We start from the raw sequence: 23,045 nt of genomic DNA, 5'->3' as shown, positions 1-23,045 counted from the left end.
CACACCGGCGTTGAACAGGGCTGTCGGTATCGCGGAGTAGCCTGCCTCGCGACGAGAGGGGCGGCATGCCTGACGACACCATAACGATCGCCGACGGTCGGGCGCGCTGCCTGTGGGCGGCGCGTGAGCCGGAGACCACCTACCACGACACGGAGTGGGGATTCCCGATCGCCGGCGACACGGCGCTGTTCGAGCGCGTCTGCCTCGAGGGTTTCCAGTCGGGGCTGAGCTGGCGGACAATCCTGACCAAGCGCGAGAACTTCCGGGCCGCGTTCGCCGGATTCGACATCGAGCAGGTGGCCCGCTTCGCCGATACCGACGTCACCCGGTTGCTCGCCGATGCCGGCATCGTTCGGCACCGCGGCAAGATCGAGGCGTCGATCAACAACGCGCGCCGAGCGGTCGAGCTCATCGACGAGCACGGCTCGCTGGAGTCCTATTTCTGGGGATACGCCCCCGCCGGGGAGCATGTGCCCGGCTCGATGACGACCTCGCCCGAGTCGGTCGCGCTGTCGAAGGACCTGAAGAAGCGTGGCTGGCGCTTCGTCGGTCCGACGACGATGTTCGCCCTCATGCAGGCGACGGGAATGGTCAACGATCACGCCTACGGATGCGTGATCCGGGCGGATGTGGACGCAGCACTCCGCGCCGCCTATCCGCAGCGATTGTAGACAATCCGACAATATGTCATCATCCCTGCATGACGGCCCAGATCGGCATCGGGATGGTGTGCCCTTTCGACATGGCTCTCGATCGTGAGCTGTGGCGATGGATGCCGGACTCGGTGTCGCTGTACTTCACCCGCACCGGGTTCATCGACGCACCGGTCGACGTCGAACTGTGTCGCGATCTGAACAATCACGCCGAGATAGCCGCCGCGGTGCGGGCCGTGTCGTCTGTCGGACCCCGCTCCTTCGGCTATGCCTGCGCGTCGGGAAGCTTCGTCTACGGGATGGCGGGGGCGCTCGAGATCTCGAACTGCATGCTCGCGGCCGGCGCCGACCGGGCGGTGACGACCTCCGAGGCCCTGATCCGTGCCCTCGACGCGCTGGACATCGGTACGCTCTCGGTCGCGACCCCGTACACCGCCGCGCTCACCGGACTGTTGTGCGACTTCCTCGCCGAATCCGGCCGGGGCGTCGTCGCGCAGGCGGGGCTCGGTCGTGACCACGAGATCTGGACGATCCCATATCCCGTGACCGCGGACCTCATCCGGGCCGCGGACCACCCCGACGCCGACGCGATCTTCGTGTCCTGCACCAACCTCTGGACCTACGACATCCTCGCCGGCCTCGAAGCCGAGCTCGGCAAGCCGGTCCTGTCGGCGAATCAGGTCACCGCCTGGGCGACACTCTGCGACGCCGGGGTGCTCGGTGAGAGCACCGGGCCCGCGGGCTCATCGAGCGGCCACGCGCAGACGCTGTTTGCCCGTAGCATGGCCGCATGACCTCGAGCGCGGCGGCATTCGGCGAAGCAGGCACCGCCAAGTACGTGAGCCTGACGACCTACCGCAAGGACGGCACCGCGGTGACCTCACCGCTGTGGGCGGCGCTCGACGGCGACCGCCTCGTCATGTGGACCGTCGCCGACTCGTGGAAGGTCAAGCGCCTGCGACGCGACCCCCGCGTCGTCGTGCAGGCCTGTGATGTGCGGGGTCACAAGACGTTCGGCACGCCCGTCAGCGGTACCGCCGAGGTCCTCGACGAGGCCGGCAGCGACCGCGTGAAGCGCGCGATCGCCCGCAAGTACGGACTCCTCGGCAAGATCACCATCCTCGGCAGCAAGATCCGCCGCGGCAAGCACGGCAGCGTGGGGATCGTCATCACGCCTGCGGGGTGAAACCCGCACGCCGGCCTGCGGCCCGTCGCTTATCGTCGGATGTTTGACCCGACTGTTTTAAGGTCCTACCATAAGACAGTTCGCGGGATGATGAAGGGACTGAAACGTGGCCGGAGTGTGGTTCGACGAGTTGTCGGTAGGGCAGACATTTGATCATCCGATCCGGCGGACGGTCACGGAGACCGACAATGTGATGTTCACGGCGATGACGCACAATCCGGCGCTACTCCATCTCGATGAGGAGTACATGAAGGGCACCCCCTTCAGTCAGCGGATCGTGAACAGTGCGTTCACGCTCGGGCTGATGGTGGGGATCTCGGTGGGCGACACCACACTCGGGACGGCCGTCGCGAACCTGGGGTGGGACGAGGTGCGCTTCCCGAAGCCGGTCTTTCACGGTGACACGCTTCGGGTCGTCACCGAGGTGATCGAACTGCGGGACTCGAAGTCGCGTCCCGACCAGGGAATCGTGACGTTCTTCCATCGGGCGTTCAACCAGAATGACGAGTTGGTGGCCTCCTGCAAGCGGAGTGGTCTCCAGCGGAAGAAGCCGGCATGAGCCGTCCGATCCGTTCGTTCCTGTTCGTACCCGGTGACAGCGAGAAGAAGCTCTCGAAGGTCGGCCATTCGACTGCCGACGCGGTGATCCTCGACCTCGAGGACGCGGTCACCAGCAGTCGGAAAGACCTGGCCCGGGAATTGGTTACAGAGTTCATCCGGTCTCACGCATCCGAAGGCGGAGCCCCGCAGCTGTGGGTTCGGATCAATCCGCTCGATTCCGGGTTGGCTCTGTCTGATCTCGCGGCGGTCGTGCCGTCGATGCCGGCCGGCCTGGTGATCCCGAAGATCGACGGACCGTCCGATGTTGTCCGGGTCCATCACTACCTAGAGGCCCTGGAATCGGCGAGCGGGATTGCCGCAGGGGCGATCCGGGTGCTCCCGGTAGCAACGGAGACGGCCATCGCGCCGTTCCGGTTGGGAGACTTCGCGGATGCAGGACTGTCCCGGCTGTACGGGCTCACCTGGGGGGCCGAGGACCTGAGTGCCGCACTCGGTGCGACGACGAACCTGGCGCCGGATGGTCAGTGGGCGAACACCTATCAACTCGTTCGGTCCTTGACCCTGATGGGTGCGCGGGCCGCCGAGGTCGAGGCGGTCGAAACCCTGTACGTCGACATCCGGGATGGCGAGGGGCTCGCCGAGTCGTCGCGTCGAGCTCGTGCGGAAGGGTTCAGCGGACGGATCGCGATACACCCGGCGCAGGTGGACATCATCAACGCAGCGTTTACGCCGACCGCTGCCGAAGTGGAGTACGCGACCCGCGTGGTCGAGGCCTTCGCAGCAGGTGTCGGCGCCGTGGCACTCGATGGCCGGATGCTCGATCTGCCCCATCTGAAGCAAGCGCAGCGCGTTCTGGCGCTGCAGTCCGCGACCGACGCGTAGGGACTGGTCGTGTCACGGAGCTGGAGGTGCCGATGCGTGCCGCGGTGATGACCGGGTTCGGCGGGCCCGAGTCGCTCGTGTGCCAAGAAATCGAGTCCCCCGGGGCACGCCCGGGCTGGGTCGATGTCGAGTTGCGGGCCAGCGCCCTGAACTGGCACGACGTCCTCGTCCGGCGGGGACGCTACAACTCGCCGCTCCCTCACGTTCCGGGTGCCGACGGTGCCGGTGTCCGAACCGACACCGGCGAGGAGGTCCTCATTCTGCCATCGCTGTTCTGGGGCGACCGTTCTCAGGCGCCCGGCGACGAATGGGAGATCCTTGGCGACACGACGCGGGGGACCTACGCCGAATGCGTCAGCGTTCCCGAGGAATGTCTGGCGCCCAGACCCGAGTCCTACTCATGGGAGCAGGCAGCCGCCCTGCCCCTGGTGGGGGTGACGTGCTTCCGGGCGCTGGTCACGCGCGCTGGTCTGACAGACGGAGAGTCGCTGCTGATCGTGGGTGCCGGCGGAGGTGTTGCGACGATGGCCGTACACATTGCGGTGGCCGTGGGCGCGCACGTGGTCGTGGCGGGCTCGACCCCGTCCAAGATCGGGCTGGCCCAGCAGGCCGGTGCCGAATCCGGAGTGCTCCACAGCGATGACGACTGGCCTGCGCAGGCGAAGCGACTCTCGCCCGACGGTCGCGGATTCGATGTGGTGCTGGATCCCGTTGGCCTGTGGGAACGATCTGTCGAGGCACTTCGGCCAGGAGGCCGAGTGGTCGTGCTCGGTGCGAACGTCGCAGAAGAGGCCCGAATGGACGTGCGCGGCTTCTACTTCGGTCAGTTCAGCCTTCTCGGTACGACCATGGGCGGACCCCAGGACTTTCGCGGACTGCTCGATCTCGTCGTCGAGCGCGGGGTGCGACCGCCACCCATCGCTCGCGCATTTCCGCTCTCGGAGGCGGCAGCGGCGCATCGTGCAATGGAAGCCGGCGAGTCGTTCGGCAAGATCATCCTGTTGCCCTGATCGGAACACCCCGTGCGGGAGAAGGGGCGATCACGGTGGACATCCACGCGGCACCGACGGCGTCCACCCACCGATCTACCGATCAGGGATGGACGCCGTCGGCGGTCACTCGTCGGCGTCGGTGCGTTCCCGGCCCAGGACCTGGATGAGATCTTCGTGAAGTTCCATCCACACGTCGTGGTAGGAGCCCGACATCGGTCGAGCGAGCGCCGCCGCGTCACCGGTCTCGAAAGCGCCCAGCGCCCTTGCGAACCGGGTTTTGTACGTCGTCATCCGAGGGAGCGACTCGGCTGCCAGGTCCACGACCTCGCCGACGTCGGCGTTCAGGGCTCTCAGGTCGGGCAGTACCACTGAGGTGTCTCCGTCCGCCTCCGTCTGCCACTTGGTGGTGAGTGCCTTGAAACCACGGTTGGGACCGAGAAATGCCACGTAGGCGGCCGTGAGCTCGGTGAGACTCTCAGGAACGCCGGCTGTGCGCAGCGCTTGATGGCGCTCACGGCCGGCGGCGGTGAGCATGTAACCCTGCACCTTTCCGCCGGTTCGATGGCGGGCGCGCTCGCACTCCACAGCTCCGTCGAGGATCTCGGTGACGAGCCCCTTGTCGAGACCGGTCGACTCGGCGACCTCCTCGGGCTGCGTCATGCCCTTGATGCGAAGTCCGTGCAGGACCTCGAACTCGTCCTTCTCGGTGTAACTCATGGAGTTTCCTCTCCGGATGTGCACGTCGATGTTCGGTGGTGGTCAGTCGGGGAGTGGGTGAACGGAGCACGCTCGCCGACGTCGTCCGTGTGGTGAGGCGATGTGTACGCCGGGACGATCAGCAGACTCGAGTTCATCGGGGCTGTGGCCTCAACACGACCCGTAGTGCCCGGCCGCTCTGCTGAGCGTCGACCGCCTCGTTGATCTCGGACAGATCCGCCGTGGTGGTGATCAGCTTCTCCACCGGCAGGCGGCCGGTGCGCCACAGCCCCACGAGCATGGGCAGGTCCCGGTGCATACTGATGCCGCCGTGAAAACTCCCGGTGAGCTTCTTGTCGTCGTGGAAGAGTTCGTAGGCGTTGATCTCCACGACCTGATGTGGGCGCCCGGCACCCACCACGGTCACGGTGCCGCCACGACGCACCGCCTTCCATGCGCTGCTCACCGTTGCCGGGGCGCCGACGGCGTCGATGACCACGTCGAGGCCGCTGAGCCCGTCGAGTTGGCCGGGGTCGATCCCCTCGGTGGCCCCCACCTCCTTCGCCAGAGCCTGCCGCTCCGGCATCGGGTCGATGGCGATCACACGCGCCGCGCCGGCGACCACAGCTCCCATGACAGCGTTGAGTCCTACTGCACCACAACCGATCACGGCAACGTTGTCACCCGGTTGGACGTGGGCGCTGCGGAGCGCGGCGCCCACGCCGGTCGGAACGGCGCAACCCATCATCGCGGCGACGGGGAACGGTACGTCATCGTCGATGCGGACGACGGCGTTCGCCGGTACGACGGTCCGCTGGGCAAAAGTGGAGGTGGCCATGCCCTGATGGATCTCGGTGCCGCCGACGCTGAGCGGAGACGCCCAGGCCGCGCCCTTGCCCGCACGTTTGTCCGCCGACGAGCGTCGGTTGGCGCACAAATAGTCGTCGCCGCGGCGACACGGCGCACACTTGCCGCACGGCGGAACCCAGACGAGCACAACATGAGTGCCCACCTCGACCGAGTCGACCCCATCGCCTACCGCTGTCACGATCCCGGAGCCCTCGTGCCCGAGTACGACGGGGGTGGGCTGCCCGAACGCGGTCGTCAGGGAGAGATCCGATGCACACACCCCGCAGCTGTGGAGGTCGACCGCGACCTGGCCAGGGGCGGGATCGGCGACCTCGATCTCCTGGACCTCGAAGGGCTTGCCCGGGCCCCACATGACCGCTGCTCTCATGGCGTCTCTCTTTCTCGGTAAGTTCAGGATTGGTAGTGGATCGAGGTGAATTGGAGATATGCGTCCAGGCCCTCGGCGGCGAATTCGGTACCCAACCCGCTGTCCTTGTGACCACCGAACGGGGCGGCCGCGTTCGACCCGTAGTGGTTGATGCCGACGTTTCCGGTGGCGAGACGCTCGGCGACCGCTGTCGCCCGTGTTTCGTCGGTCCCGAACACCGTGGCGGCCAATCCATACGGCGAGTCGTTGGCGATCGCCACGGCGTCGTCGATGTCGTGGTAGGGAATCACCGACAGGACCGGGCCGAAGATCTCTTCGCGCGCGATCGTCATCTGCGGGGTGACATGGGAGAAGACAGTGGGCTCGATGTAGAAGCCCCGGTCGAAGCGGGTGGAGACGTCGCCGCCGGTCACCGATGTGGCGCCCTCGGCGTGTCCGGCGTTCAGATAGCCGGCGACGCGGTCGCGCTGGCGGGCCGACACCACGGGGCCGAAGAACGTGGCCGGGTCGAAGGGGTCGCCCATGGGGGCGGCGGACACGATCTCGCCGGCCAGGGTCGCGATCTCGTCGTGCCGGTGTGCGGGAACCAGCAGACGGGTACACGCCTTGCAGGTCTGGCCGGTGTTGCGCATCGACACTCGCAACAGGTTGCGGGTGAACATCTCTCGGTCGAAGTCGTCGAGGACGATCGCCGGTGACTTGCCGCCGAGTTCGAGGGTCACCGGTCGCAGGCGCTCGCCGCATGTGCGAGCAATGATGCGGCCGACGTTCGTCGACCCGGTGAACGAGATCTTGTCGACGTCAGGATGACCCACCAGCGCCGTGCCCGCGTCGGTGGCGCCGGTGACGAGATTGACGACGCCGTCCGGAACACCGGCTGCCGCGACCGCATCCATGAGTGCGCGCATGGCCATGGGTGTCTCCGGGGCCGGTTTGATCACCACGGTGCAGCCGGCAAGCAAGGCCGGTCCGAGTTTGATGATGATCAGGCCCAGGGGGAAGTTCCAGGGCGTGATCAGCCCGGCGACGCCGACCGGGACCCGACGTACGACCGTGTGTCCCGGTGCCATCGGATTCGGTCGGTCGTCGACGGAGTCGAGGAGACCAGCAAGGTCGGCGGTCAATCGCAGGTGGGCAGCGCTGTGACCGGGCGCGGCGCCACTCTCCGCGATCGGGGTGCCGTTCTCGGTGGTGATGATCCGCGACATCGCGGCCGCACGGGCGTCGAGCTCGTCGGCCAGCCGATGCAGCACGGCAGCCCGGTCGGCCGGGCTGGTGGCAGACCAGGCGGGGAAAGCGCTCCGGGCGGCCCGGACCGCCTGATCGATGTCGTGCTCGTCCCCGTCGGGGACCGATGCCCACGCCTCTTCGGTGGCCGGGTTGAGGACCTCGATGCGGGCGGACGAAGCGGACCGAACCCAACGACCACCGATGAAAACATCGTCATGAACGTGCACGTTCTCAACTCCTCCGTCTGGATGTCAGGCGCTCGTCGCGGCCGCGGCGTTGCGTTTTGCGGCGAAAGCCATTGCTGCGTAACAGCTTCCGCGTCGAGAGATCTGCACCCGGTACTTCATGATGTCGCCTCGGCGGTTCACGGCGAGGGCTCCGATCAACCGATCTCCGTCGCGGTACAGCGCGACGACTTCGTCGGAATCCCAATCACCGCTGACGATGTGGGGTTCGCCGACGGGCAGCCCGGCGAACTGGATCCGATGTCCGTACCAATCCGACCAGAAGTACGGCACGTGTTGATATGGGGTGGCGTCCGCCGGGGCCAGGAGATTCTCCATGGCATGGACCGCCTGTTCGCCCGCGTTCGTCCAGTGCTCGAGTCGCATCGGCGAGTCGAACAAAGGGTTGGTCCACCGTGCCACATCTCCTGCCGCCCAGACCTTCTCGTGGGCGCGAAGCGTCTCGTCGCACACCACCCCGTTGTCGAGCCGGAGTCCGGAATCGGTCAGCCAGTCCGTCGCTGGGTCGGCGCCGATGCCGACGACGACCAGGTCGGCCGGGATCTCGGTACCGTCCGCGAGCCGCACGGCCTCGACCCGCTCGTCTCCGAGCAGTTCGGAGACAGCGACCCCACACCGGAGGTCCACCCCGTGGCGCGCGTGCAGTCTCGCCAGGCCGGTGCCGCCGGCCTCACCGACCGCCCGCACCAGCGGCGTGGGTGCGGCCTCGAGAATGATCGGTTCCAGACCGCGTTTCACCGCAGCCGAGGCGACCTCTGCGCCGATGAAGCCCGCGCCGATGATGACCACGCGAGCGCCGGCGTCCAATCCGTTCCGGATGGCGTGTGCGTCGTCCAGGTCGCGCAGGACGTGTACGCCTGCCAGGTGCTCGGTTCCCGGGAGCCGTCGGGCACGGACGCCGGTGGCGATCAGCAGGGAATCGAAGCCGATGCTGCCATCCCTCGTGTGGACCTCACGGCTCATCGGATCGAGACCCGTTGCACAAGTGTTGATCTTGAGGTCGATGGCCAGCACCTCGGTGAGATCCGCGGTGCCCGGGAATTCGTGCGCGGTGGTCAATGGTCCGGCCGCGAGGTATTCCTTCGACAGCGGGGGTCGATCGTAGGGCAGGTGGATCTCGTCGCCGATCAGGGTGAGTCTGCCGGTGAACCCGACCTCTCGGGCCGTCTGCACCGCACGGAGACCGGCGAGGGAGGCGCCGACGACGACGACATGTTCGGGAGCCGCGGCGCTCATGCGGGGGACACCTCCCGTTCGCGTGCCCAGCCCTCGATACGAAGGAGCTGTGGCAGACGCTCCGCGACAGCGGTTTCGGCCGCCTGCGACGAGCCGGACACGGTGCCGATCCAGACGCACCCCGCGGTGCCGTCGATGGTGATCACCTCGCCGGCGCGCACGACGAGTCCGTCTTCGGAGCGCACCTCGTCACCGGAGATCGTGAGCGCGTCGGCCCCGACGACCGCCGGGACACCCCATCCGCGGGCCACGACGGCGGCGTGGCTGACCAGTCCGCCACGCGTGGTGAGGATTCCCACCGACGCCGACATGCCCGCAACATCCTCGGGACTCGTGGTGGTGCGAACGAGGATGACCTCGTCGTCGGCGCACATCGCGTCGTCCGCGGTCAGCACGACCCGCCCGGAGACCCGTCCGGGAGATGCGCCGAGTCCCGCGGTCAGCAGCGTGACCCCCTCCTCGGGGTGGTGCGCCTGGGCGGCTACTTCGGCGCGCGCGCGGGCGCGGAGGGATTCTGGCACTCGGGCGAGCACCTCGGCGGGACTGAGCGCGATCTCCGGGTCGTCGGCGAGATCGACCGCGATCCGCGTGGCGGCGACCGCCCCGCGCTTGCCGATACGGGTCTGGAGCAGCCAGAGTTTCCCGTTCTCGACCGTGAACTCCACGTCGCAGATGTCGCGGTAGTGCAGCTCGAGCTTGCGTAGCGCGGTGATGAGCTCGTCGTAGGCATCGGGCTGGTGCTCGGACAGGAAGACCAGCGGCTTGGTCCGCGAGTTGCCGGCAACCACGTCCTCACCCTGAGCACACGGTAGGTAGTCGCCGAACGGCGTGGCCGCGCCGGTGGACGGGTCGCGTGTGAAGACGACCCCGGTTCCGGAGTCGGTGCCACGGTTGCCGAAGACCATCGCCTGCACGTTGCAGCCGGTGCCCATGTCCTCGTCGATCCCCTCGTGCCTGCGGTAGGCGCGAGCCCGATCGGATCCCCACGAACGGAACACGGCTTCGATCGCCTCGCGTAGCTGCTGGGCCGGGTCGCTCGGGACCGGACGTCCAGCCGCTGCCTGGATCTCGTCTTTCAACAGGGCGACGTGCGTCTTCAATTGTTCGGTGGTTGCCCCCGCGGGGGTTTCGGTCAGCGCTTCGTGTCCGACGCCCATCACCGTGCCGGCGAACATCTCGAGGAATCGTCGGTAGCTGTCCCAGGCGAAGTGATCGTCAGCCGAGCATCGCGCCAGGCCGACCACTGTCTCGTCGTTGATGCCGAGGTTCAGGACAGTGTCGAGCATGCCCGGCATCGAGACGGGGGCGCCGCTTCGGACGGCGACCAGGAGCGGGTCGGCAGGGTCGCCCAGGTGGCGTCCCATCAGCTCGCCGAGCCGATCGATGTGGGTGGTCAGCTCGGTGTCCAGCTCGGCGGGCCAACCGTTGGCGAGGTACTGACGACATACCGGGACCGCGATTGTGAATCCCGGGGGCACGTTGAATCCGAGCGCAGCCGTCATCTCCGCCAGTCCGGCGCCTTTCCCGCCGAGGAGGTGGCCGAGGTCGCGGGCGGGCACTTCATGGGCATGGTCGAAGGGGTAGACACCAGTCACCATCGCCTCCATCTGGTTTGGTCAGACCGTTTACGGGGTGGCGGTAACTTAGCGCGCCACGGGTCCTCGCCGAAAGGCTGGAGAGTGACGACAGGCACACTTCCCCCTTTCGGGGGATGGCACTGCCGGATGACGGGCTCGCTTGGCTCGACGTGGCGTCGGCGCCTACCCCGAAAGGGGGAAAGTCGTCGGGTCCCGCCGAACAGGGTTGACGCCATTGTGACGTCCGCTACATGATCACCTGAATTGGTCTGACAATTGGCGTCAAGCCTCGATAGCAGGAGGAACGAGAATGACCAGCAGCGACACCGTGACCGGCAAGCAGATCGGAACCGGCATCAAGGCCTTCACCTCCGCGACCGGCGCCACCGGCAAGATCCGGTTCCTGGACTCGCCGGAGGAGGTCCTGGACTTCATCGACGGGCCGGATGTCGAGTCGACCGTGGTGATCTCGCGGGGCGGGACGACGACGTTCATGTCGCCGGCGCTCATGGCCGGGGTCGCGGGGCTCATCACCCTGCAGGGCGCGCCGGAGAGTCACCTCGGCATCCTCTCGCGCGAGTTCGGTATCCCGTGCGTGATGTCCACTCAGTTCTCCGAGGGCGTCAAGACCGCACGTGACGAGACGATCCCGGCGGACGGGGTCACGGTCCGGCTCGACACCTCGGGCGACACCGGGCTCGTCTTCCTGGTCGACGAAACAGCCTGAGGCGAGGAGCAGCCATGTCGACGACAGAGCCCGAGGCAGCGTTCGACCCGACGCCGTTCCTGCGGGCGTTCAAGGCCGAGGTGCCGCAGGGCATCGAGGGTGATCGACAGATGCGTTCCCGGGTCGAACTCCCGTTCATGGACACGACCTCGACGGACGTCCGGCTGACCGCACTCGAGGACGAGCAGATCAACAGCTGGCTCGACTACGCGGCGTGGAACCTCTGGGACTTCATCCTCGGTCGTGCCTCCGAAGGCGAATCCGGCTTGATCCCACGCCAGGAATACGAGACCGTCTCGTTCGTCCAGCAGTGGAACAACTACCCGAAGTTCATCCGGATGCTCACCGACGAGGTCGGGATCGACGGAATCCTGGAACTGGCCAAGACCTCGAGCCGCGAAGTCGGCACGAAGATCAACGTGACGAGGAACTGGGCCGCATCGGTGTGCCCGATCCTCGGCCGCGGGATAGGGATCGAGCTCGAGCAGGACACCCCGGAGAGCCGCCGTGAGGACGTCGAGACGCTCATCCAGTTCGGTCGCCGCCTGCAGCACGGAACCTGGGGCGACGGACCGGGTTTCGTCTCGGGTCGGCAGTACGACGTCGCCGTCCTCGCCGAGGACGTACTGCACTCCCTCGTCGGCCAGGCGCGGCCGCTCGACGACCCCGCCGCGCTCCAGGCGTTCCGGCAGTTCAACGCCCGCACGGAGCTCTTCGGCTTCATGCTCCACTACGACTGCCGTGCCGGGATGGCCGACACCGGGCCATATCCGCTGCCCGACAACAAGTTCGCCATCGTCCGGGACCACTTCCTGAACGAGACCGCCTACCCGTGGGCGGGCGTCGCCGACGATCTTCCCTACTGCGTCACGCAGGTGATGGTGTTCTCCGCAGACAAGGTCTCAGCGACCGTGAACGAGATCCAGACCACCTTCACCAAGCCGTCGAACTATCTCGAGTTCCTCGAGAGCGGAGTGGTTTTCGCGCGGGACACCATGACGACTCCGATGGGAGAGATCCGGGTGCTCGACGCAACCGAGATGGAACGGATCTCCACCCGGTGCCAGAAGGGCACCCTGGAGATGTACAAGACCCTCGCGAAGAAGTCGACCGAGGAGAAGATCCGCGATGGCGTGATGGTCTACACGCGCGAGTTCCTGCTTCCGCATGCGTCGCGTGTCGGCCTCTGGGACAAGTTCGTGGCCGAGGGCTTCGACGAGATGCATCCGAGCGCCGAGGCGGCGTGGCCGACGCTCACGAGTCCCCGCGCGGCCGAAATACTCACGCCGGTACTTCTCTTCGGTAACGGCTTTCCCCATGTTTCCTCGAACTGACGGTGAGGACCGAATGACTGTCGAACAGCAGTCCATCGACCTGATGGACCTCGAGCCGTTCATCGACGGCTCCGAGAATGCCATGCTCGCCCATCTCCGCGAGCACGAACCGCTGCACTGGAACGACGAGGCCGACGGGCCCGGGTTCTGGTCGGTCACCCGGTACGCGGACGTCATCCGCGTCGTCAACGATCCCGCGACCTTCATCAACGGCGAGGGAACCCAGATCCTCAGCCGGAAGGTCGAGGGCGGTACCAGCACCGTCCACAACACCGATCCGCCGCGTCACGGCAAACTGCGCAAGCTCGCGGCGCCCCACCTTCGTGCGGTCAAGATCAAGGAGTGGCAGGACGTCATCGACCGCGCGGTCGATGCCATCCTGGACGACATCGAGGCCCGGGGTGAGGTCGAGTTCGTGCACTCAGCGTCGGCGCTGCTCCCCATCCAGGCGCTCGGGCAGGTCCTGGGAGTCCCACTGGAGGACTGCGGCCTGCTCCTCGACTGGACGAACCGTGTCGTCTCCGACGACCCGGAGTACATGGTGCGGCCGGACGAGAAGGAGCGAGCGCGCACCGAGATGTTCGCCTATTTCAAGGAATTGAGCGAGCAACGGCGGCGCGATCCGCGGAACGACATCGTGTCCAAGCTGGTGCAGGCCGAACTGGACGGTGAGCCGCTTCCCTGGGATGACCTGGCGGCGTACTACTTCGTTCTCGTGGGTGCCGGAAACGAGACCACCCGCAATCTGTTGACAGGGATGGTGCTGGCGTTCGACGAGTTCCCCGATCAGTGGGACAGGCTCGTCGAGGATCGTTCGCTGCTGCGACCCGCGATCGAGGAGATGCTGCGCTACATCACGCCGATCCGTGCCATGCGGCGCACCGCGACGACGGATGTGGTGTGGGGTGACAAGACGATCAAGGCCGGCGACAAGGTGGTCTGCTGGTTTCAGGCGGCGAACCGCGATCCGGCGGTGTTCGCCGACCCCGACTCGGTCCGGATCGATCGGGAGGACAACGAGCATGTCGGTTTCGGCTGGGGCATACACGCGTGCATGGGATCGCACCTCGCGCGCGCGGAAGCGATCGCGTTCCTGACGAAGCTGCTGGACCGTGGCTTGCGAATCCGTCCGCTGTCGTCACCGGATCGGTTGCACACGAATCAATTCCACGCGTTCAAGCGGTTGAACGTGCGTGTCGAGAAGGAGTAGGCGATGAAGGTTCTCGTTGATTGGGATCTCTGTGAAGGTCATGGTCAGTGCGAGTATGCGGCGCCCGATGTCTTCACCATCGACGACGATGGCGATCTCGAGGTTCTGGACGACACGCCGGGCGAGGACCAGCGCAAGGCGGTCGAACAGGCCGTCCGGCGCTGCCCGGTCCGGGCGCTGCAGATCGAGGACTGATGGACATTCCCAGCGATCCGCTATTTGGTCTGTCCAAATAGCGGATCACTGGTTACACTGGGCAGAACACCACCATCGCTAGTGGGGATGACATGACGAATGCACTGCACGACACCCGAAATGACGTTGCACGGGAGATGGCGCGGTACCTCGAGCAATGGGCGCCGTTCGGCGGGGGAGATGACGAGATCTTCACGACCTTCGGCGTCAGCCCCTCGGTGTTCTACTCGCGCCTCGTCCACAGTCTGCGTGTGGACCCTTCGTTGGTCGTCGCCCACGACGTCGACAAGCTGATTGCCTACTGCGTCCGCAAGGCCGGGATCGCCGCGGACGCGCACGCCCGATGACCGACACCGCCCGGCGACTCCGAATCCCGGGGACCTCGAATCTGCGTGATATCGGCGGGTATCGAACCCGTGAGGGGCGATCGATCGCGACGAATCGGGTCTTCCGGTCAGAGGCCCTGGTCATGCCGGGCGGCAGCAACTCCTACGCCATCTATGACGAGACCGCTGCCGAGGACTACCGAAACCTGGCTCTCTCCACCGTGATCGACCTACGCGCCGATGACGAGATGGTGCGCGCACCGACAGCGTGGGCGGACGTGTCGGGGGCCGCCCTCGTGGAGATCCCGATCGCCGAAGGTGGCGAGGGTGCCGACACCAACTACATGCGCATGCTTCTCGGTGGCGACATGAAGCGCTTCGAGATCGAGGACATGACGCGGTTCTACATCGGACTCGTCGAGCGTCGCGGTGAGGCTCTGGGACAGGCGATCCGGGTTCTTGCCGACGCCACTCGGTTGCCGGCGCTCGTTCACTGCGCGGCCGGAAAGGACCGTACCGGAGTGCTGATCGCTCTTCTGCTGGGGGCTCTCGACGTCGCCGATGACGACGTGGTCGCCGACTTCGCGCTGACCGGCATCCTGCGCCCCAACCGGATCGACACCTACGCCCACCTGTTCGTGGCGAAGGACCGCGATCCCGAGATCGCTCGGGTGCTGTTCGAGTCACCACCCGAGTCGATGAGGGCGCTACTGGCACACCTTGACGCCGAATACGGCGGGGTACGAGGCTATCTCGCGAAGCGAGCCGGGGTCGACGATGAGATCGTCGAGGACTTGAGGCGGGCGCTGCTCACCGACTGAGGGCGGTGGTAGGTCTCGACACACACGAGTCGGGCAGGAGATGAAGCCGGTGACCACGACTGGACCCGCGCACGGGGCGGACAGGGACACGCAGGTGTCCCTGGCCGATCGATACGCCCGCCTGCAGCGCCGGTACGACATCGAGGTCCGACTCGCCGAGAGCCTGGGGTCCGGGTGCGACTTCGCTGAACTGTTCGCCGCCATCTCGGCACTCACCGACCGCGCCCTGTGGCTCTTCGATCCTGCGGGTCAACCGGTGATGTGCTCGGTGGAGTTGCCGCAGTGCGAGACTCCCGACATACGTGCGCTGTGTGCGGAGTTCGCAGACCGCACAGCCCCGGTTCGGTTGGGTATCGCCCGCACCCGGGCCGGGGTCGCTCGTCGGTGCCTGTTGACGCCCGTCCACGACGCCGAATCCGGTGAGATCACCGACTGGCTGATGCTCGCGGAGGGCGCGCGGAATATCGGTGGATACGACCGGTGTCTCCTTGACCGCGGGCGGACCTACCTGGCTCGGCACCGCACGCTACATCGCGCCATCCGCCGGTCCGCGGCCGAGATCCAACGTGGTCTCGTCGAGCGCCTCCTGCGACGCTCCGGGGTCGATCGTGACCCGGTCGACCATGCCACCCGGATCGGCATTCGGGCAGAGAGCACGTGCATCGTCGTGGCCATGGACGACTCGGTCCTCTCCGCCGGCTTCGGTGACATCGACGCGCTGATCGCCGAACTCGGGCGACTGGTCGACGGTCAGATCTTCGGTGCCCGTACGGCTCGCGGCCCCGCACTCATCGTCGATGCGGGTGTGTCCGAGCGCGTGGACGACTCCCGTCTGATCGAGGACGTGTGTCGCGCGTTGAGTGCGACGCTGCCTCCCGATGGAGTCCAGTGCGGGGTCTCGGGCGTCGTCTCCGCCGCGGCCATCAGCGACGGTTACGAGGAAGCTCTGGAGGTGGTCGCGTGCCTCGACAGATTCACTGCCGAGCACACGCGAATTCTGAGCGTGCGGGACCTCGGGCCCGCGCGCATCCTGGTCGCGAACGGGAACATCGCGGCGATCCGCCGGTATGTCGAGCACGTCTTCGGGCCGCTGTGGACCGAGAAGTCCGACAGCGACATGGAGACGCTGATGACGACCCTGGCTCAGTTCTCCCGAGACGGACACAACGTACGACGGACCGCTGCAGCGCTTTCTGTCCACGAGAACACCGTGAGGCAACGCCTGGCCCGAGTGCGCAAGCAAACCGGCCTCGACGTCCTCAACGACCCGTTCGCACAGCTGTCCGTACACACCGCGCTCGCGATCATCGCCCTCCGCAATCGTGCACATCCGCTGTGGGATCCGCGCGCCCGCGGACTACTGCGCCTCGACCGGTTGCGCCACGACGTCGAGTCCGTCGACCGTGATCCCCTCGGCTGAGGTCCCCACGATCGAGGCGATGTCGGGCAGGTCGTCTCCCGGCTCCCAGCCCATACCGAGGAACATCGCCCGGTTCGCATCGACGCGTAAGCGCTCGGACCGCAACAGTTCCGCCATCACAGCGCTTCGGAAGTCGTCGTCTTCGTGGTCGGCTGACGCCGCGACGATCTTCTCGATGGCCCATCCCAGTTCGGCGCTGCGTTCGCGGACGCCGGCGGGGTCGAGCGTGTGGTGCGCACGAAGAATGTCGGCGAGTTCACGGCGGGCGTCATCGACTTGCGGGTCGGGCGCGACGCGGTCCCGTCCTGCGGCCTCGAGAAGGGTGACGGCGAGTTGCTCGTAACCGTTCAGCTCGAAGCGCTCGAACGGCACCGCGGCGTCGATGTGCGCCCGGACCACGCCGAGATGCGCAAGTGACATCTGCAGTTGTTCGACTGCTCGGTCGTCGGCGTGGACCGCGGGCAGGACGACCTCCTGCAGTGCCCGGATGACCGAATCGATACGGAGATGGATGGAAGGATTCATCGGGGACCTCTCTCGATCATGGTGATGATGTCTGCCGCGAACAGGTAGCCGCAGGAGGCCAGCCACGCGAGCAGCACGTCCTGGTGGCTCTGGCGATCCCGCGCCGCCCGCACGGACGACGCCAATGTCGCCACCAGACTCTTGAAGGCACACAACACCTCGTAGAAGTGCAGCGTCTCGGAGTCGACGGGATGACCGGAGAGATGCTCGTATCGGGCGATCAGATCCTCACGGGTCATCAGACCGGTCACGAGCCGCTCGCCGTTCTCGCCGACAGTGCTGTACATGCGTTGGACACACCAGGCGAGGTCCTCGTGGGGATCCCCGATGTGCGCGAGTTCCCAATCGAGAACGGCGGTTACGCGATGAGTGTCCTCGTCGAACAGGTAGTTTCCGGTCCGATAGTCGCCGTGCACGAGAGCCAGGCGCCGTTGTCGCGGGAGGTGTGAACGGAGCCAGGCCTGGATGCCCGCAACCAGTGGGAAGGGGATGACCGAGTCGTCCCGCCACACACGTGACCACCAGTTCACCTGCCAGCGTGCGGCCTGGTACGGATCGCGGTCGGGAACCTGCAGCGTCCCGACCGCGGCGTCATCGACCGGAAGGCTGTGCAGGAGGACGAGATTGCGGACGAACTGGTCGGCGAGGTCATCGCGCAGCTCGCCGGACAGGGTTGTCTGCATTCCGGAGACGCTCTCACCGGCGTCCTGCGACGGTGCGGTGACCCCGTCGACAAAACCCGTTGCCAGGAAGGGACGCCCGAGGACCTCGCCCCGCGGTTCGACCCACCGCGGGCTGGGGACCGGGAACCTGGATGAGAGGAAGGTCAACACATCGAACTCGCGCTGGCGATCAGTCTCCATCACGCCCGCCACCGCGTCGATCCGGAGGACCACGCGCTCCCGGGGTCCGTCCGGGCGCTCGAGTTCGACGATGTACTGCTCGTTGGACGCCCCGCCGCCCAGTGGACGTACGGCGCGTACGGTGGCGTGGTCGCGAGGGGAGGTGTGATCGGTGGTGTCGCTGTCCCAACTTTCACTGCCGCGGTCCGCGAGGAAGCGGTTGAGCCCGAGGCGGACCGCGTCGACTCCGACCGGGTGGTAGTCGCCCCAATCCTGGATGGTCGCCCGTTTGCGATCGAGCATCGCGGCGATCGACGGTTCCATGTCGTCCGTCAGCGGAGAGGTCCTGGGGCGTGCCTCGCGCGCCGAAGGCCGTGTGGTCGAGGGGGGATCGTCGGCCACGGAAGACGTGGCGGACACCTGGATTGCCATCATGTGCTCCTTGTTCCGGCAGACGACGGTCATGGCGACCGTGCGCCCGCACCGTGCAGGTGTCCAGACCATGCGCGGATGCGCCCGATGCCGCAACGCCCGGCCGGAACCCAGAGTGGAGAAACCCACTTTCAGGTGTGCCTCGCATCACAGATTTGCGGTCTTCCCGGGGTTCGTCACTCCAGTGGTGGGCCGGGTGGATGTAAATCTCTCCATTGCGTGACAACGCGTTCCCGGCCGAGGCTCCGCCACCGGTGTTTCATCGGCATCAGAAACGCAGGCGGACCGTTCGGGCCCCGATGCATACGGATTGGAGAGCGACATGGCGGACATCGATTTCGAGCTGATGCTCCAGAAGTACCGTGGGGTCCACCCACTGGGCGGTGACGGGGACAGGAGCATCCTTGCCACCCTGATGTCGGACATCGTCGACACGACGGATGCGAACGTGAAGCCGAACCGATTGACGGTCGCCGAGATCGACGACTACCTGGCGTACTCGGGCTGGAATCTATGGGATCTGCTCGCGCGCCGTTCGACCGAAGGGGAGTCGGGGCTGATCCCCCGTCAGGAGTACGAGACGGTGGCCTTCGTCCAGCAATGGCTCAAGTTCCCGCACCTCTACGATCTCATCACCGAGGCCGCCGGCGGCGCTGATGGGCTGGTGGAACTGGCCCGGTCGCATTCGTCGCGGCCGGCCGACAAACTGAACAACACGCGCGCGTGGGTGAACATCTGCACCTTGATGGGGCGCGGTCTGCTGATCTCTCTGGGCCTCGCCAAACCACATGAACGGCTCCACGAACTCAATTCGGCCATCCAGTTCCAGCGACGTATCCAGCACGGGGTCTATGGTTCCGGGCGCGGGTTCATCTCCGGGCGGGACTATAAGCCTCGCATCCTCGACCAAGAGTGGATCGACCGGTTCGTCGACGAACGACAGGAGGTCGGTGATGTCGAAGCCCGCGACTTCTGTCGAAAGTTCAACGCGGCCACCGAGGTGTTCGGATTTCTGCTGATGTTCGACACCCGGTCGGCGACGAACACCAGCGGGCCCTACGAACTACCTGACGGAAGCGTGATGCTCGTCCGCGACCACTTCCTCCGCGAGCCTCTCTATCCTTGGATCGACGACGCAGCGGGCGACCTTCCGTATTGCGTGACCCAGGCGATGATCTTCGACTCGACTGCCCCCGAGTTCAACATCAATGACATCGGCACGACCTTCACGGTCGATCATGCCGACTACTGGCAATCGTTGACGCACTTCTCGGTGTATCGCAAGGACCGTTGGGACAGCACCGAACTCACGCGGATCGACGCCGAGGAGCAACGGGAGATCGCCGACCGGTCACGCCGGGGCGTTGCTCGCCTGTACCGACGTATCGCGGGCATGAGCCGACGCGACCGGATCATGGCCGGGGTCCTGGTGTACACCCGGGAAATGTTGGCGCCGTTCGCCCGACCTGTCGGATTGTGGGATTCGTTCGTGAACGAAGAGCAGTTCGACGAGCTCGATCCGCTGACCGCACAGGCCTACTTCCCGCTGACCGATGGACAGGCTCAGGATCTCCTGCCGCCCGCTTTCGTCATGGGTGAGGCTTTCATTCCCGTCGGGCACAGCGCCACCTGGTGAACAGCGCCACGAGCACGGCCCGTCGCATCGACCGACGACGAACCAACCAACGAACGGAGGCACCATGCCTTTGACAGCTGCGGACCATCTCCGCCACGACATCGACGGACAGTTCGCCCGTGAGAGTGTCGCGTACTGTCTGATACTCCCCGAGCACGGACTGATGGGCCACTGGTACACCTGGGTGAACGAAGCCGGGGTCGGCGGACGCGCCTTTGTGCTGCACGGCGCGGGCCCTGATCCGATCTTCTTCGACCACCGCGACGGGCTGACGGTCGGTTCGCAGGACTTCGACGACTGGAACCTCGACGGAGCGGTGCTCCGGGTCGGTGAACCGCTCCGGACCGCGCAGGCTCGGTTCGAATCAACCGATCTGGCGGTCGAGTTCACCTTCGAGGGGATCCACCCGGCGTTCGACTACGGGTCCAACGCCGGGGGCACACCCGGCTATCTCGCGCAGAACCGATACGAACAGACGGGACGGATCGCCGGCGAGTTGCGCTGGGGCGGCGAAACGTATGCGTTCGACGGGCCCGGCCACCGGGATCATTCATGGGGAACCCGGGATTGGGACGCGATCCATCACTACAAGTGGATCGCGGCGTCCGGCGAGGACTGTTCCGCCAACCTCATGTGGACGATGGCCGAGGGCGAGGTGGACGTCAACGGTTACCTGTTCGTCGACGGTCTCCAGTCGCCGGTGGCGCGGGCCTCGATAACGACCGACTACGGCGACGCGTTCGTGCAGGATGTGGTCCGGGCCGAGATCGTCGACGAGGCGGGGCGGAGCACGGCCCTCGACCTCGACACCCGGCACACGCTCGCTCGGTGGGACGTGAGCCCGACCTTCAACTTCTCCGACACGATGTTCACCGGCCGTCTCGCCGGCCACGAGGTGCGGGCCTACGTCGAATACACTTGGCCGCGCGCCTATCTGGACCATCTCCTGGCGCGTGAAGACCGCGCGGGAATCGATCAGGGTCGAGCGGTCCATGCCGGCTGACGGCGTGGCGGGAGGGGGTCGGGCGTTCACCGAGGGTCGCCACGTGCTGGATCCAGCGAGGCCGCGGCACCGGGAGTCGATCGTCTGGGTGATTCCGCGCGTCGCCGATGGGGTGACCGCCTTCGTCTACACCTGGGTCAACTCCAGGGGTGAAGCAGGCGCTGCCCTGAGCGTGTTCGGGGATGTGCTCGGCGAGCAGATCTTCGAGAAGGTCGACGGGATCGCGGTGCCGGACTCGGCCGGTTTCGACGACTATCGTGTCGGACCTCTGTCCCTGTCGCTTGCCGACAGCGGAATGTCATCGACTGTGCAGTTCGCGGGTGACCGGGTGTCGATGTCGGTCGAGTTCGAGGGTCTCCATGCGCCATTCCGATACGGCGAGCACATCGACGGTTGCCCGGGCTTCTTCGCCGACGACCGACTGGAACAGACTGGCATCGCGCGCGGAGTCCTGCGCGTCGACGGTCGGGTGCTCGAGTTCGACGAGATGTGCCAGCGAGACCACTCGTGGGGTGAACGGGACTGGGAGGCAATGCATCACATGAAGTGGGTGAATGCGCTGAACCGATCGACGGCGGTGCACGCGGTCGAATTACTCGCCTACGGTCAGCGATACCTGCGTGGCTACCTCTACCGCGCCGGCCGGTGCGTGCCCGTGCGCGATCTCGAGTTGCGGTACGACCTGGACTCGGAGCTGCTGCACACGCGCATGCAGGCGACCTGGACGGACGAGGAAGGACGAGTGGCGAGAGTAGATTTTGCCGACGGTGGACCACATTTCGTGTGGGACGTGAGCGCGAACTTCACCCTCCGCGACACCGCGATGGCCGCTCGCATCGACGGGGATGACGCGGTGGCGTATGTCGACATGTCGTGGGATCCCGCGTACATGACCCGCACGACGGCGAAGACGGGCTCGGTGTCGGTCTCGTTGTGAGTGCGCGCCGCGGCTGTCTGTCGCGGCGTGCCATGACGACCGGATCGGACTCGAACAGCGAACTGCCCCGTCCTGTTTCCCAGGCGGGACAGTTCGGTGTCGTGGTGTCCCGGTGCTCAGTTGTAGAGCTTGGTGAAGTGGTAGAAGTCGAGAAAGTCGGTGCTGGTGCCGTACGCCGTCTTGTCTCCCATGGTCCACTTCGGCAACACCATGAACGCCATGGAGCCGGGCCAGAACTGACAGGGAAACTGCGTCTGTGCCTCGCCGGAGAGTTCCCACACGCGGTCGTCTGCGTCGACGAGGTGTAGATCGATTGTCTCCGCGTACATTCCGCGACGCTGGATGGTGGCCTTGCCGTCTTTGAGTCCGATGCCCCGGCCCTTGTTCATGATGTAACCGTGGGTGATGTCGGCGACCACCTCGGCGTCGGGACCGATGGTCGGATCGAAGGCGAACATCGAGTGGACCGCGAGATCGTGGTCGAAATGCGCCTGTAACCAGGTCATGGTGCCGAGCTGCTTCTCGGTGCGCACACCCCAGCTGTGGTCCATCGTCGACATCGAATCGACCTGGTGTGTCACACCGTTCAGCGTCATTTCACCGGTGATCTTACCGGTCATGTCGAAGTGGCCGGCGTAGGCGGCGCTGCCGGAGAGGTCGTCGACCGAGGTCTTCGCGCGCGGATCCATGCCGGGATCGTGGATGTCGAAACCGTTCATCAGCGCTTCGAACCGGACGTTGATCGTCAGTGATTCATCGTTGTCATAGGACAGATCCCACACCTTGTTCGGTTCGAGGCAGGTGACCGACAGGCCGTTCTCGAGCCGATAGTCGAGTAGGCTCCCCGACTCGGGAAGCGGAAGGTAGGCGCGGCTGTCCCAGTAGTCGATCTCCCAGGCGGAGGTGACCCGACGAGAGTTGACGAAGATGACGGAGTTGACGACTCCGAGATTCGGGCGGAACAACGCATACAGGCCGACATGCAGCGGGACCTCGGGGACCTCGAAACCGAAGTAGTTGGTCTCCGTCCACATGCGATCGTCGTTTGGCGGGTGGAACTGCGCATCCTCAGGGGTGATCATGTCCCCAGTGTGTTCGTCGAATGCCTTGTCCGACACCGGTCCGAGGCGCGTTACCTCTTA

24 protein-coding genes are annotated in these 23,045 nt (G+C 66.0%); 16 read left to right on the top strand and 8 right to left on the bottom strand.

Features of this window, described 5'->3' with window-relative positions:
- Nucleotides 1–65: 65 nt before the first annotated feature.
- The 6 genes from CA982_RS03685 to CA982_RS03660 all read left to right on the top strand — a co-directional run bounded on the left by CA982_RS03685 (nt 66) and on the right by CA982_RS03660 (nt 4,292).
- Nucleotides 66–671, top strand: coding sequence for a DNA-3-methyladenine glycosylase I (locus CA982_RS03685; RefSeq protein WP_086534000.1), 606 nt, complete (start codon nt 66–68; stop codon nt 669–671).
- 29 nt (nt 672–700) lie between these two features.
- Nucleotides 701–1,447 (top strand): maleate cis-trans isomerase family protein, encoded by a 747-nt coding sequence (locus tag CA982_RS03680; RefSeq protein ID WP_086533999.1) that lies wholly within the window; start codon nt 701–703, stop codon nt 1,445–1,447.
- A complete protein-coding gene (locus CA982_RS03675; RefSeq protein WP_086533998.1) occupies nt 1,444–1,839 on the top strand; it encodes a PPOX class F420-dependent oxidoreductase in 396 nt (131 codons plus the stop codon). The genes CA982_RS03680 and CA982_RS03675 overlap by 4 nt, the downstream gene beginning before the upstream one ends.
- Before the next feature lie 106 nt (nt 1,840–1,945).
- Nucleotides 1,946–2,398, top strand: a complete 453-nt coding sequence (locus CA982_RS03670) for a MaoC family dehydratase (RefSeq protein ID WP_086533997.1) — start codon at nt 1,946–1,948, stop codon at nt 2,396–2,398.
- Entirely contained in the window at nt 2,395–3,282 is an 888-nt protein-coding gene (locus CA982_RS03665) for an HpcH/HpaI aldolase/citrate lyase family protein (RefSeq protein ID WP_086533996.1), read from the top strand. The genes CA982_RS03670 and CA982_RS03665 overlap by 4 nt, the downstream gene beginning before the upstream one ends.
- Nucleotides 3,283–3,314: 32 nt before the next feature.
- Nucleotides 3,315–4,292 carry a quinone oxidoreductase family protein gene (locus tag CA982_RS03660; RefSeq protein WP_086534141.1) on the top strand — a complete coding sequence of 326 codons (978 nt, stop codon included), beginning with the start codon at nt 3,315–3,317 and terminating at the stop codon, nt 4,290–4,292.
- Nucleotides 4,293–4,397: 105 nt separating this feature from the next.
- On the opposite strand, the gene CA982_RS03655 is transcribed toward CA982_RS03660, so the two are convergent.
- The 5 genes from CA982_RS03655 to CA982_RS03635 form a co-directional block, all read right to left on the bottom strand.
- Nucleotides 4,398–4,991: a hypothetical protein gene (locus tag CA982_RS03655; RefSeq protein ID WP_086533995.1), complete on the bottom strand. Its 594-nt coding sequence runs from the start codon at nt 4,989–4,991 to the stop codon at nt 4,398–4,400.
- A gap of 133 nt (nt 4,992–5,124) precedes the next feature.
- Complete coding sequence (locus CA982_RS03650; protein WP_086533994.1) at nt 5,125–6,207, bottom strand: Zn-dependent alcohol dehydrogenase; 1,083 nt, start codon at nt 6,205–6,207, stop codon at nt 5,125–5,127.
- Between the two features lie 23 nt (nt 6,208–6,230).
- The gene (locus tag CA982_RS03645; RefSeq protein ID WP_086533993.1) at nt 6,231–7,664 is read right to left on the bottom strand and encodes an aldehyde dehydrogenase; all 1,434 of its coding nucleotides are present in this window, start codon (nt 7,662–7,664) and stop codon (nt 6,231–6,233) included.
- 24 nt (nt 7,665–7,688) lie between these two features.
- On the bottom strand, nt 7,689–8,918 hold the full coding sequence (locus CA982_RS03640) for an NAD(P)/FAD-dependent oxidoreductase (RefSeq protein ID WP_086533992.1): 1,230 nt from the start codon (nt 8,916–8,918) through the stop codon (nt 7,689–7,691).
- The gene (locus CA982_RS03635) at nt 8,915–10,516 is read right to left on the bottom strand and encodes a pyruvate, phosphate dikinase (protein WP_244176112.1); all 1,602 of its coding nucleotides are present in this window, start codon (nt 10,514–10,516) and stop codon (nt 8,915–8,917) included. The genes CA982_RS03640 and CA982_RS03635 overlap by 4 nt, the downstream gene beginning before the upstream one ends.
- Nucleotides 10,517–10,805: 289 nt before the next feature.
- Here CA982_RS03635 and CA982_RS03630 point away from each other — a divergent pair, with 289 nt between their 5' ends.
- The 7 genes from CA982_RS03630 to CA982_RS03600 all read left to right on the top strand — a co-directional run bounded on the left by CA982_RS03630 (nt 10,806) and on the right by CA982_RS03600 (nt 16,528).
- Entirely contained in the window at nt 10,806–11,222 is a 417-nt protein-coding gene (locus CA982_RS03630; protein WP_086533991.1) for a PEP-utilizing enzyme, read from the top strand.
- Between the two features lie 14 nt (nt 11,223–11,236).
- Nucleotides 11,237–12,556 (top strand): hypothetical protein, encoded by a 1,320-nt coding sequence (locus CA982_RS03625; protein ID WP_086533990.1) that lies wholly within the window; start codon nt 11,237–11,239, stop codon nt 12,554–12,556.
- 13 nt (nt 12,557–12,569) lie between these two features.
- Entirely contained in the window at nt 12,570–13,766 is a 1,197-nt protein-coding gene (locus CA982_RS03620) for a cytochrome P450 (protein WP_086533989.1), read from the top strand.
- 3 nt (nt 13,767–13,769) lie between these two features.
- Nucleotides 13,770–13,961 (top strand): ferredoxin, encoded by a 192-nt coding sequence (locus CA982_RS03615; protein WP_086533988.1) that lies wholly within the window; start codon nt 13,770–13,772, stop codon nt 13,959–13,961.
- A 92-nt stretch (nt 13,962–14,053) separates the two neighbouring features.
- Entirely contained in the window at nt 14,054–14,308 is a 255-nt protein-coding gene (locus tag CA982_RS03610) for a hypothetical protein (RefSeq protein ID WP_086533987.1), read from the top strand.
- Nucleotides 14,305–15,108: a tyrosine-protein phosphatase gene (locus tag CA982_RS03605; RefSeq protein WP_086533986.1), complete on the top strand. Its 804-nt coding sequence runs from the start codon at nt 14,305–14,307 to the stop codon at nt 15,106–15,108. Before CA982_RS03610 ends, CA982_RS03605 begins: the two co-directional genes overlap by 4 nt.
- Nucleotides 15,109–15,367: 259 nt before the next feature.
- Nucleotides 15,368–16,528, top strand: a complete 1,161-nt coding sequence (locus CA982_RS03600; RefSeq protein ID WP_425269029.1) for a PucR family transcriptional regulator — start codon at nt 15,368–15,370, stop codon at nt 16,526–16,528.
- On the opposite strand, the gene CA982_RS03595 is transcribed toward CA982_RS03600, so the two are convergent.
- The gene (locus CA982_RS03595) at nt 16,466–17,053 is read right to left on the bottom strand and encodes a hypothetical protein (protein ID WP_086533984.1); all 588 of its coding nucleotides are present in this window, start codon (nt 17,051–17,053) and stop codon (nt 16,466–16,468) included. The genes CA982_RS03600 and CA982_RS03595 overlap by 63 nt on opposite strands.
- The gene (locus CA982_RS03590) at nt 17,050–18,219 is read right to left on the bottom strand and encodes a phosphotransferase family protein (protein WP_158097792.1); all 1,170 of its coding nucleotides are present in this window, start codon (nt 18,217–18,219) and stop codon (nt 17,050–17,052) included. Before CA982_RS03590 ends, CA982_RS03595 begins: the two co-directional genes overlap by 4 nt.
- Nucleotides 18,220–18,649: 430 nt before the next feature.
- On the opposite strand from CA982_RS03590, the gene CA982_RS03585 reads away from it, so the two are divergent.
- From CA982_RS03585 to CA982_RS03575, 3 genes are all read left to right on the top strand, one after another.
- Nucleotides 18,650–19,963, top strand: a complete 1,314-nt coding sequence (locus CA982_RS03585) for a hypothetical protein (protein ID WP_086533982.1) — start codon at nt 18,650–18,652, stop codon at nt 19,961–19,963.
- 64 nt (nt 19,964–20,027) lie between these two features.
- On the top strand, nt 20,028–20,966 hold the full coding sequence (locus CA982_RS03580; protein WP_086533981.1) for a DUF7064 domain-containing protein: 939 nt from the start codon (nt 20,028–20,030) through the stop codon (nt 20,964–20,966).
- A gap of 43 nt (nt 20,967–21,009) precedes the next feature.
- Nucleotides 21,010–21,903 (top strand): DUF7064 domain-containing protein, encoded by an 894-nt coding sequence (locus CA982_RS03575; RefSeq protein ID WP_143412520.1) that lies wholly within the window; start codon nt 21,010–21,012, stop codon nt 21,901–21,903.
- 116 nt (nt 21,904–22,019) lie between these two features.
- Here CA982_RS03575 and CA982_RS03570 read toward each other — a convergent pair whose 3' ends face one another.
- Complete coding sequence (locus tag CA982_RS03570; RefSeq protein WP_086533979.1) at nt 22,020–22,985, bottom strand: DUF7065 domain-containing protein; 966 nt, start codon at nt 22,983–22,985, stop codon at nt 22,020–22,022.
- Nucleotides 22,986–23,045: the final 60 nt, after the last annotated feature.

Origin of the sequence: Gordonia lacunae, from assembly GCF_002149015.1 — a bacterium.
Lineage (GTDB): Bacteria > Actinomycetota > Actinomycetes > Mycobacteriales > Mycobacteriaceae > Gordonia > Gordonia lacunae.
Note: the sequence above shows the minus strand (reverse complement) of the source record. Positions and strands in the feature narration are given on the sequence as shown.

Excerpts from the sequence above, each read along its gene's own strand:
- CA982_RS03685 (WP_086534000.1), top strand. The coding sequence starts at position 66 with ATGCCTGACGACACCATAACGATCGCCGACGGTCGGGCGCGCTGCCTG.
- CA982_RS03680 (WP_086533999.1), top strand. The coding sequence starts at position 701 with ATGACGGCCCAGATCGGCATCGGGATGGTGTGCCCTTTCGACATGGCT.
- CA982_RS03675 (WP_086533998.1), top strand. The coding sequence starts at position 1,444 with ATGACCTCGAGCGCGGCGGCATTCGGCGAAGCAGGCACCGCCAAGTAC.
- CA982_RS03665 (WP_086533996.1), top strand. The coding sequence starts at position 2,395 with ATGAGCCGTCCGATCCGTTCGTTCCTGTTCGTACCCGGTGACAGCGAG.
- CA982_RS03660 (WP_086534141.1), top strand. The coding sequence starts at position 3,315 with ATGCGTGCCGCGGTGATGACCGGGTTCGGCGGGCCCGAGTCGCTCGTG.
- CA982_RS03655 (WP_086533995.1), bottom strand. The coding sequence starts at position 4,991 with ATGAGTTACACCGAGAAGGACGAGTTCGAGGTCCTGCACGGACTTCGC.
- CA982_RS03650 (WP_086533994.1), bottom strand. The coding sequence starts at position 6,207 with ATGAGAGCAGCGGTCATGTGGGGCCCGGGCAAGCCCTTCGAGGTCCAG.
- CA982_RS03640 (WP_086533992.1), bottom strand. The coding sequence starts at position 8,918 with ATGAGCGCCGCGGCTCCCGAACATGTCGTCGTCGTCGGCGCCTCCCTC.
- CA982_RS03635 (WP_244176112.1), bottom strand. The coding sequence starts at position 10,516 with ATGGTGACTGGTGTCTACCCCTTCGACCATGCCCATGAAGTGCCCGCC.
- CA982_RS03630 (WP_086533991.1), top strand. The coding sequence starts at position 10,806 with ATGACCAGCAGCGACACCGTGACCGGCAAGCAGATCGGAACCGGCATC.
- CA982_RS03625 (WP_086533990.1), top strand. The coding sequence starts at position 11,237 with ATGTCGACGACAGAGCCCGAGGCAGCGTTCGACCCGACGCCGTTCCTG.
- CA982_RS03620 (WP_086533989.1), top strand. The coding sequence starts at position 12,570 with ATGACTGTCGAACAGCAGTCCATCGACCTGATGGACCTCGAGCCGTTC.
- CA982_RS03615 (WP_086533988.1), top strand. The coding sequence starts at position 13,770 with ATGAAGGTTCTCGTTGATTGGGATCTCTGTGAAGGTCATGGTCAGTGC.
- CA982_RS03610 (WP_086533987.1), top strand. The coding sequence starts at position 14,054 with ATGACGAATGCACTGCACGACACCCGAAATGACGTTGCACGGGAGATG.
- CA982_RS03605 (WP_086533986.1), top strand. The coding sequence starts at position 14,305 with ATGACCGACACCGCCCGGCGACTCCGAATCCCGGGGACCTCGAATCTG.
- CA982_RS03600 (WP_425269029.1), top strand. The coding sequence starts at position 15,368 with ATGTGCTCGGTGGAGTTGCCGCAGTGCGAGACTCCCGACATACGTGCG.
- CA982_RS03595 (WP_086533984.1), bottom strand. The coding sequence starts at position 17,053 with ATGAATCCTTCCATCCATCTCCGTATCGATTCGGTCATCCGGGCACTG.
- CA982_RS03590 (WP_158097792.1), bottom strand. The coding sequence starts at position 18,219 with ATGGAACCGTCGATCGCCGCGATGCTCGATCGCAAACGGGCGACCATC.
- CA982_RS03585 (WP_086533982.1), top strand. The coding sequence starts at position 18,650 with ATGGCGGACATCGATTTCGAGCTGATGCTCCAGAAGTACCGTGGGGTC.
- CA982_RS03580 (WP_086533981.1), top strand. The coding sequence starts at position 20,028 with ATGCCTTTGACAGCTGCGGACCATCTCCGCCACGACATCGACGGACAG.
- CA982_RS03570 (WP_086533979.1), bottom strand. The coding sequence starts at position 22,985 with ATGATCACCCCTGAGGATGCGCAGTTCCACCCGCCAAACGACGATCGC.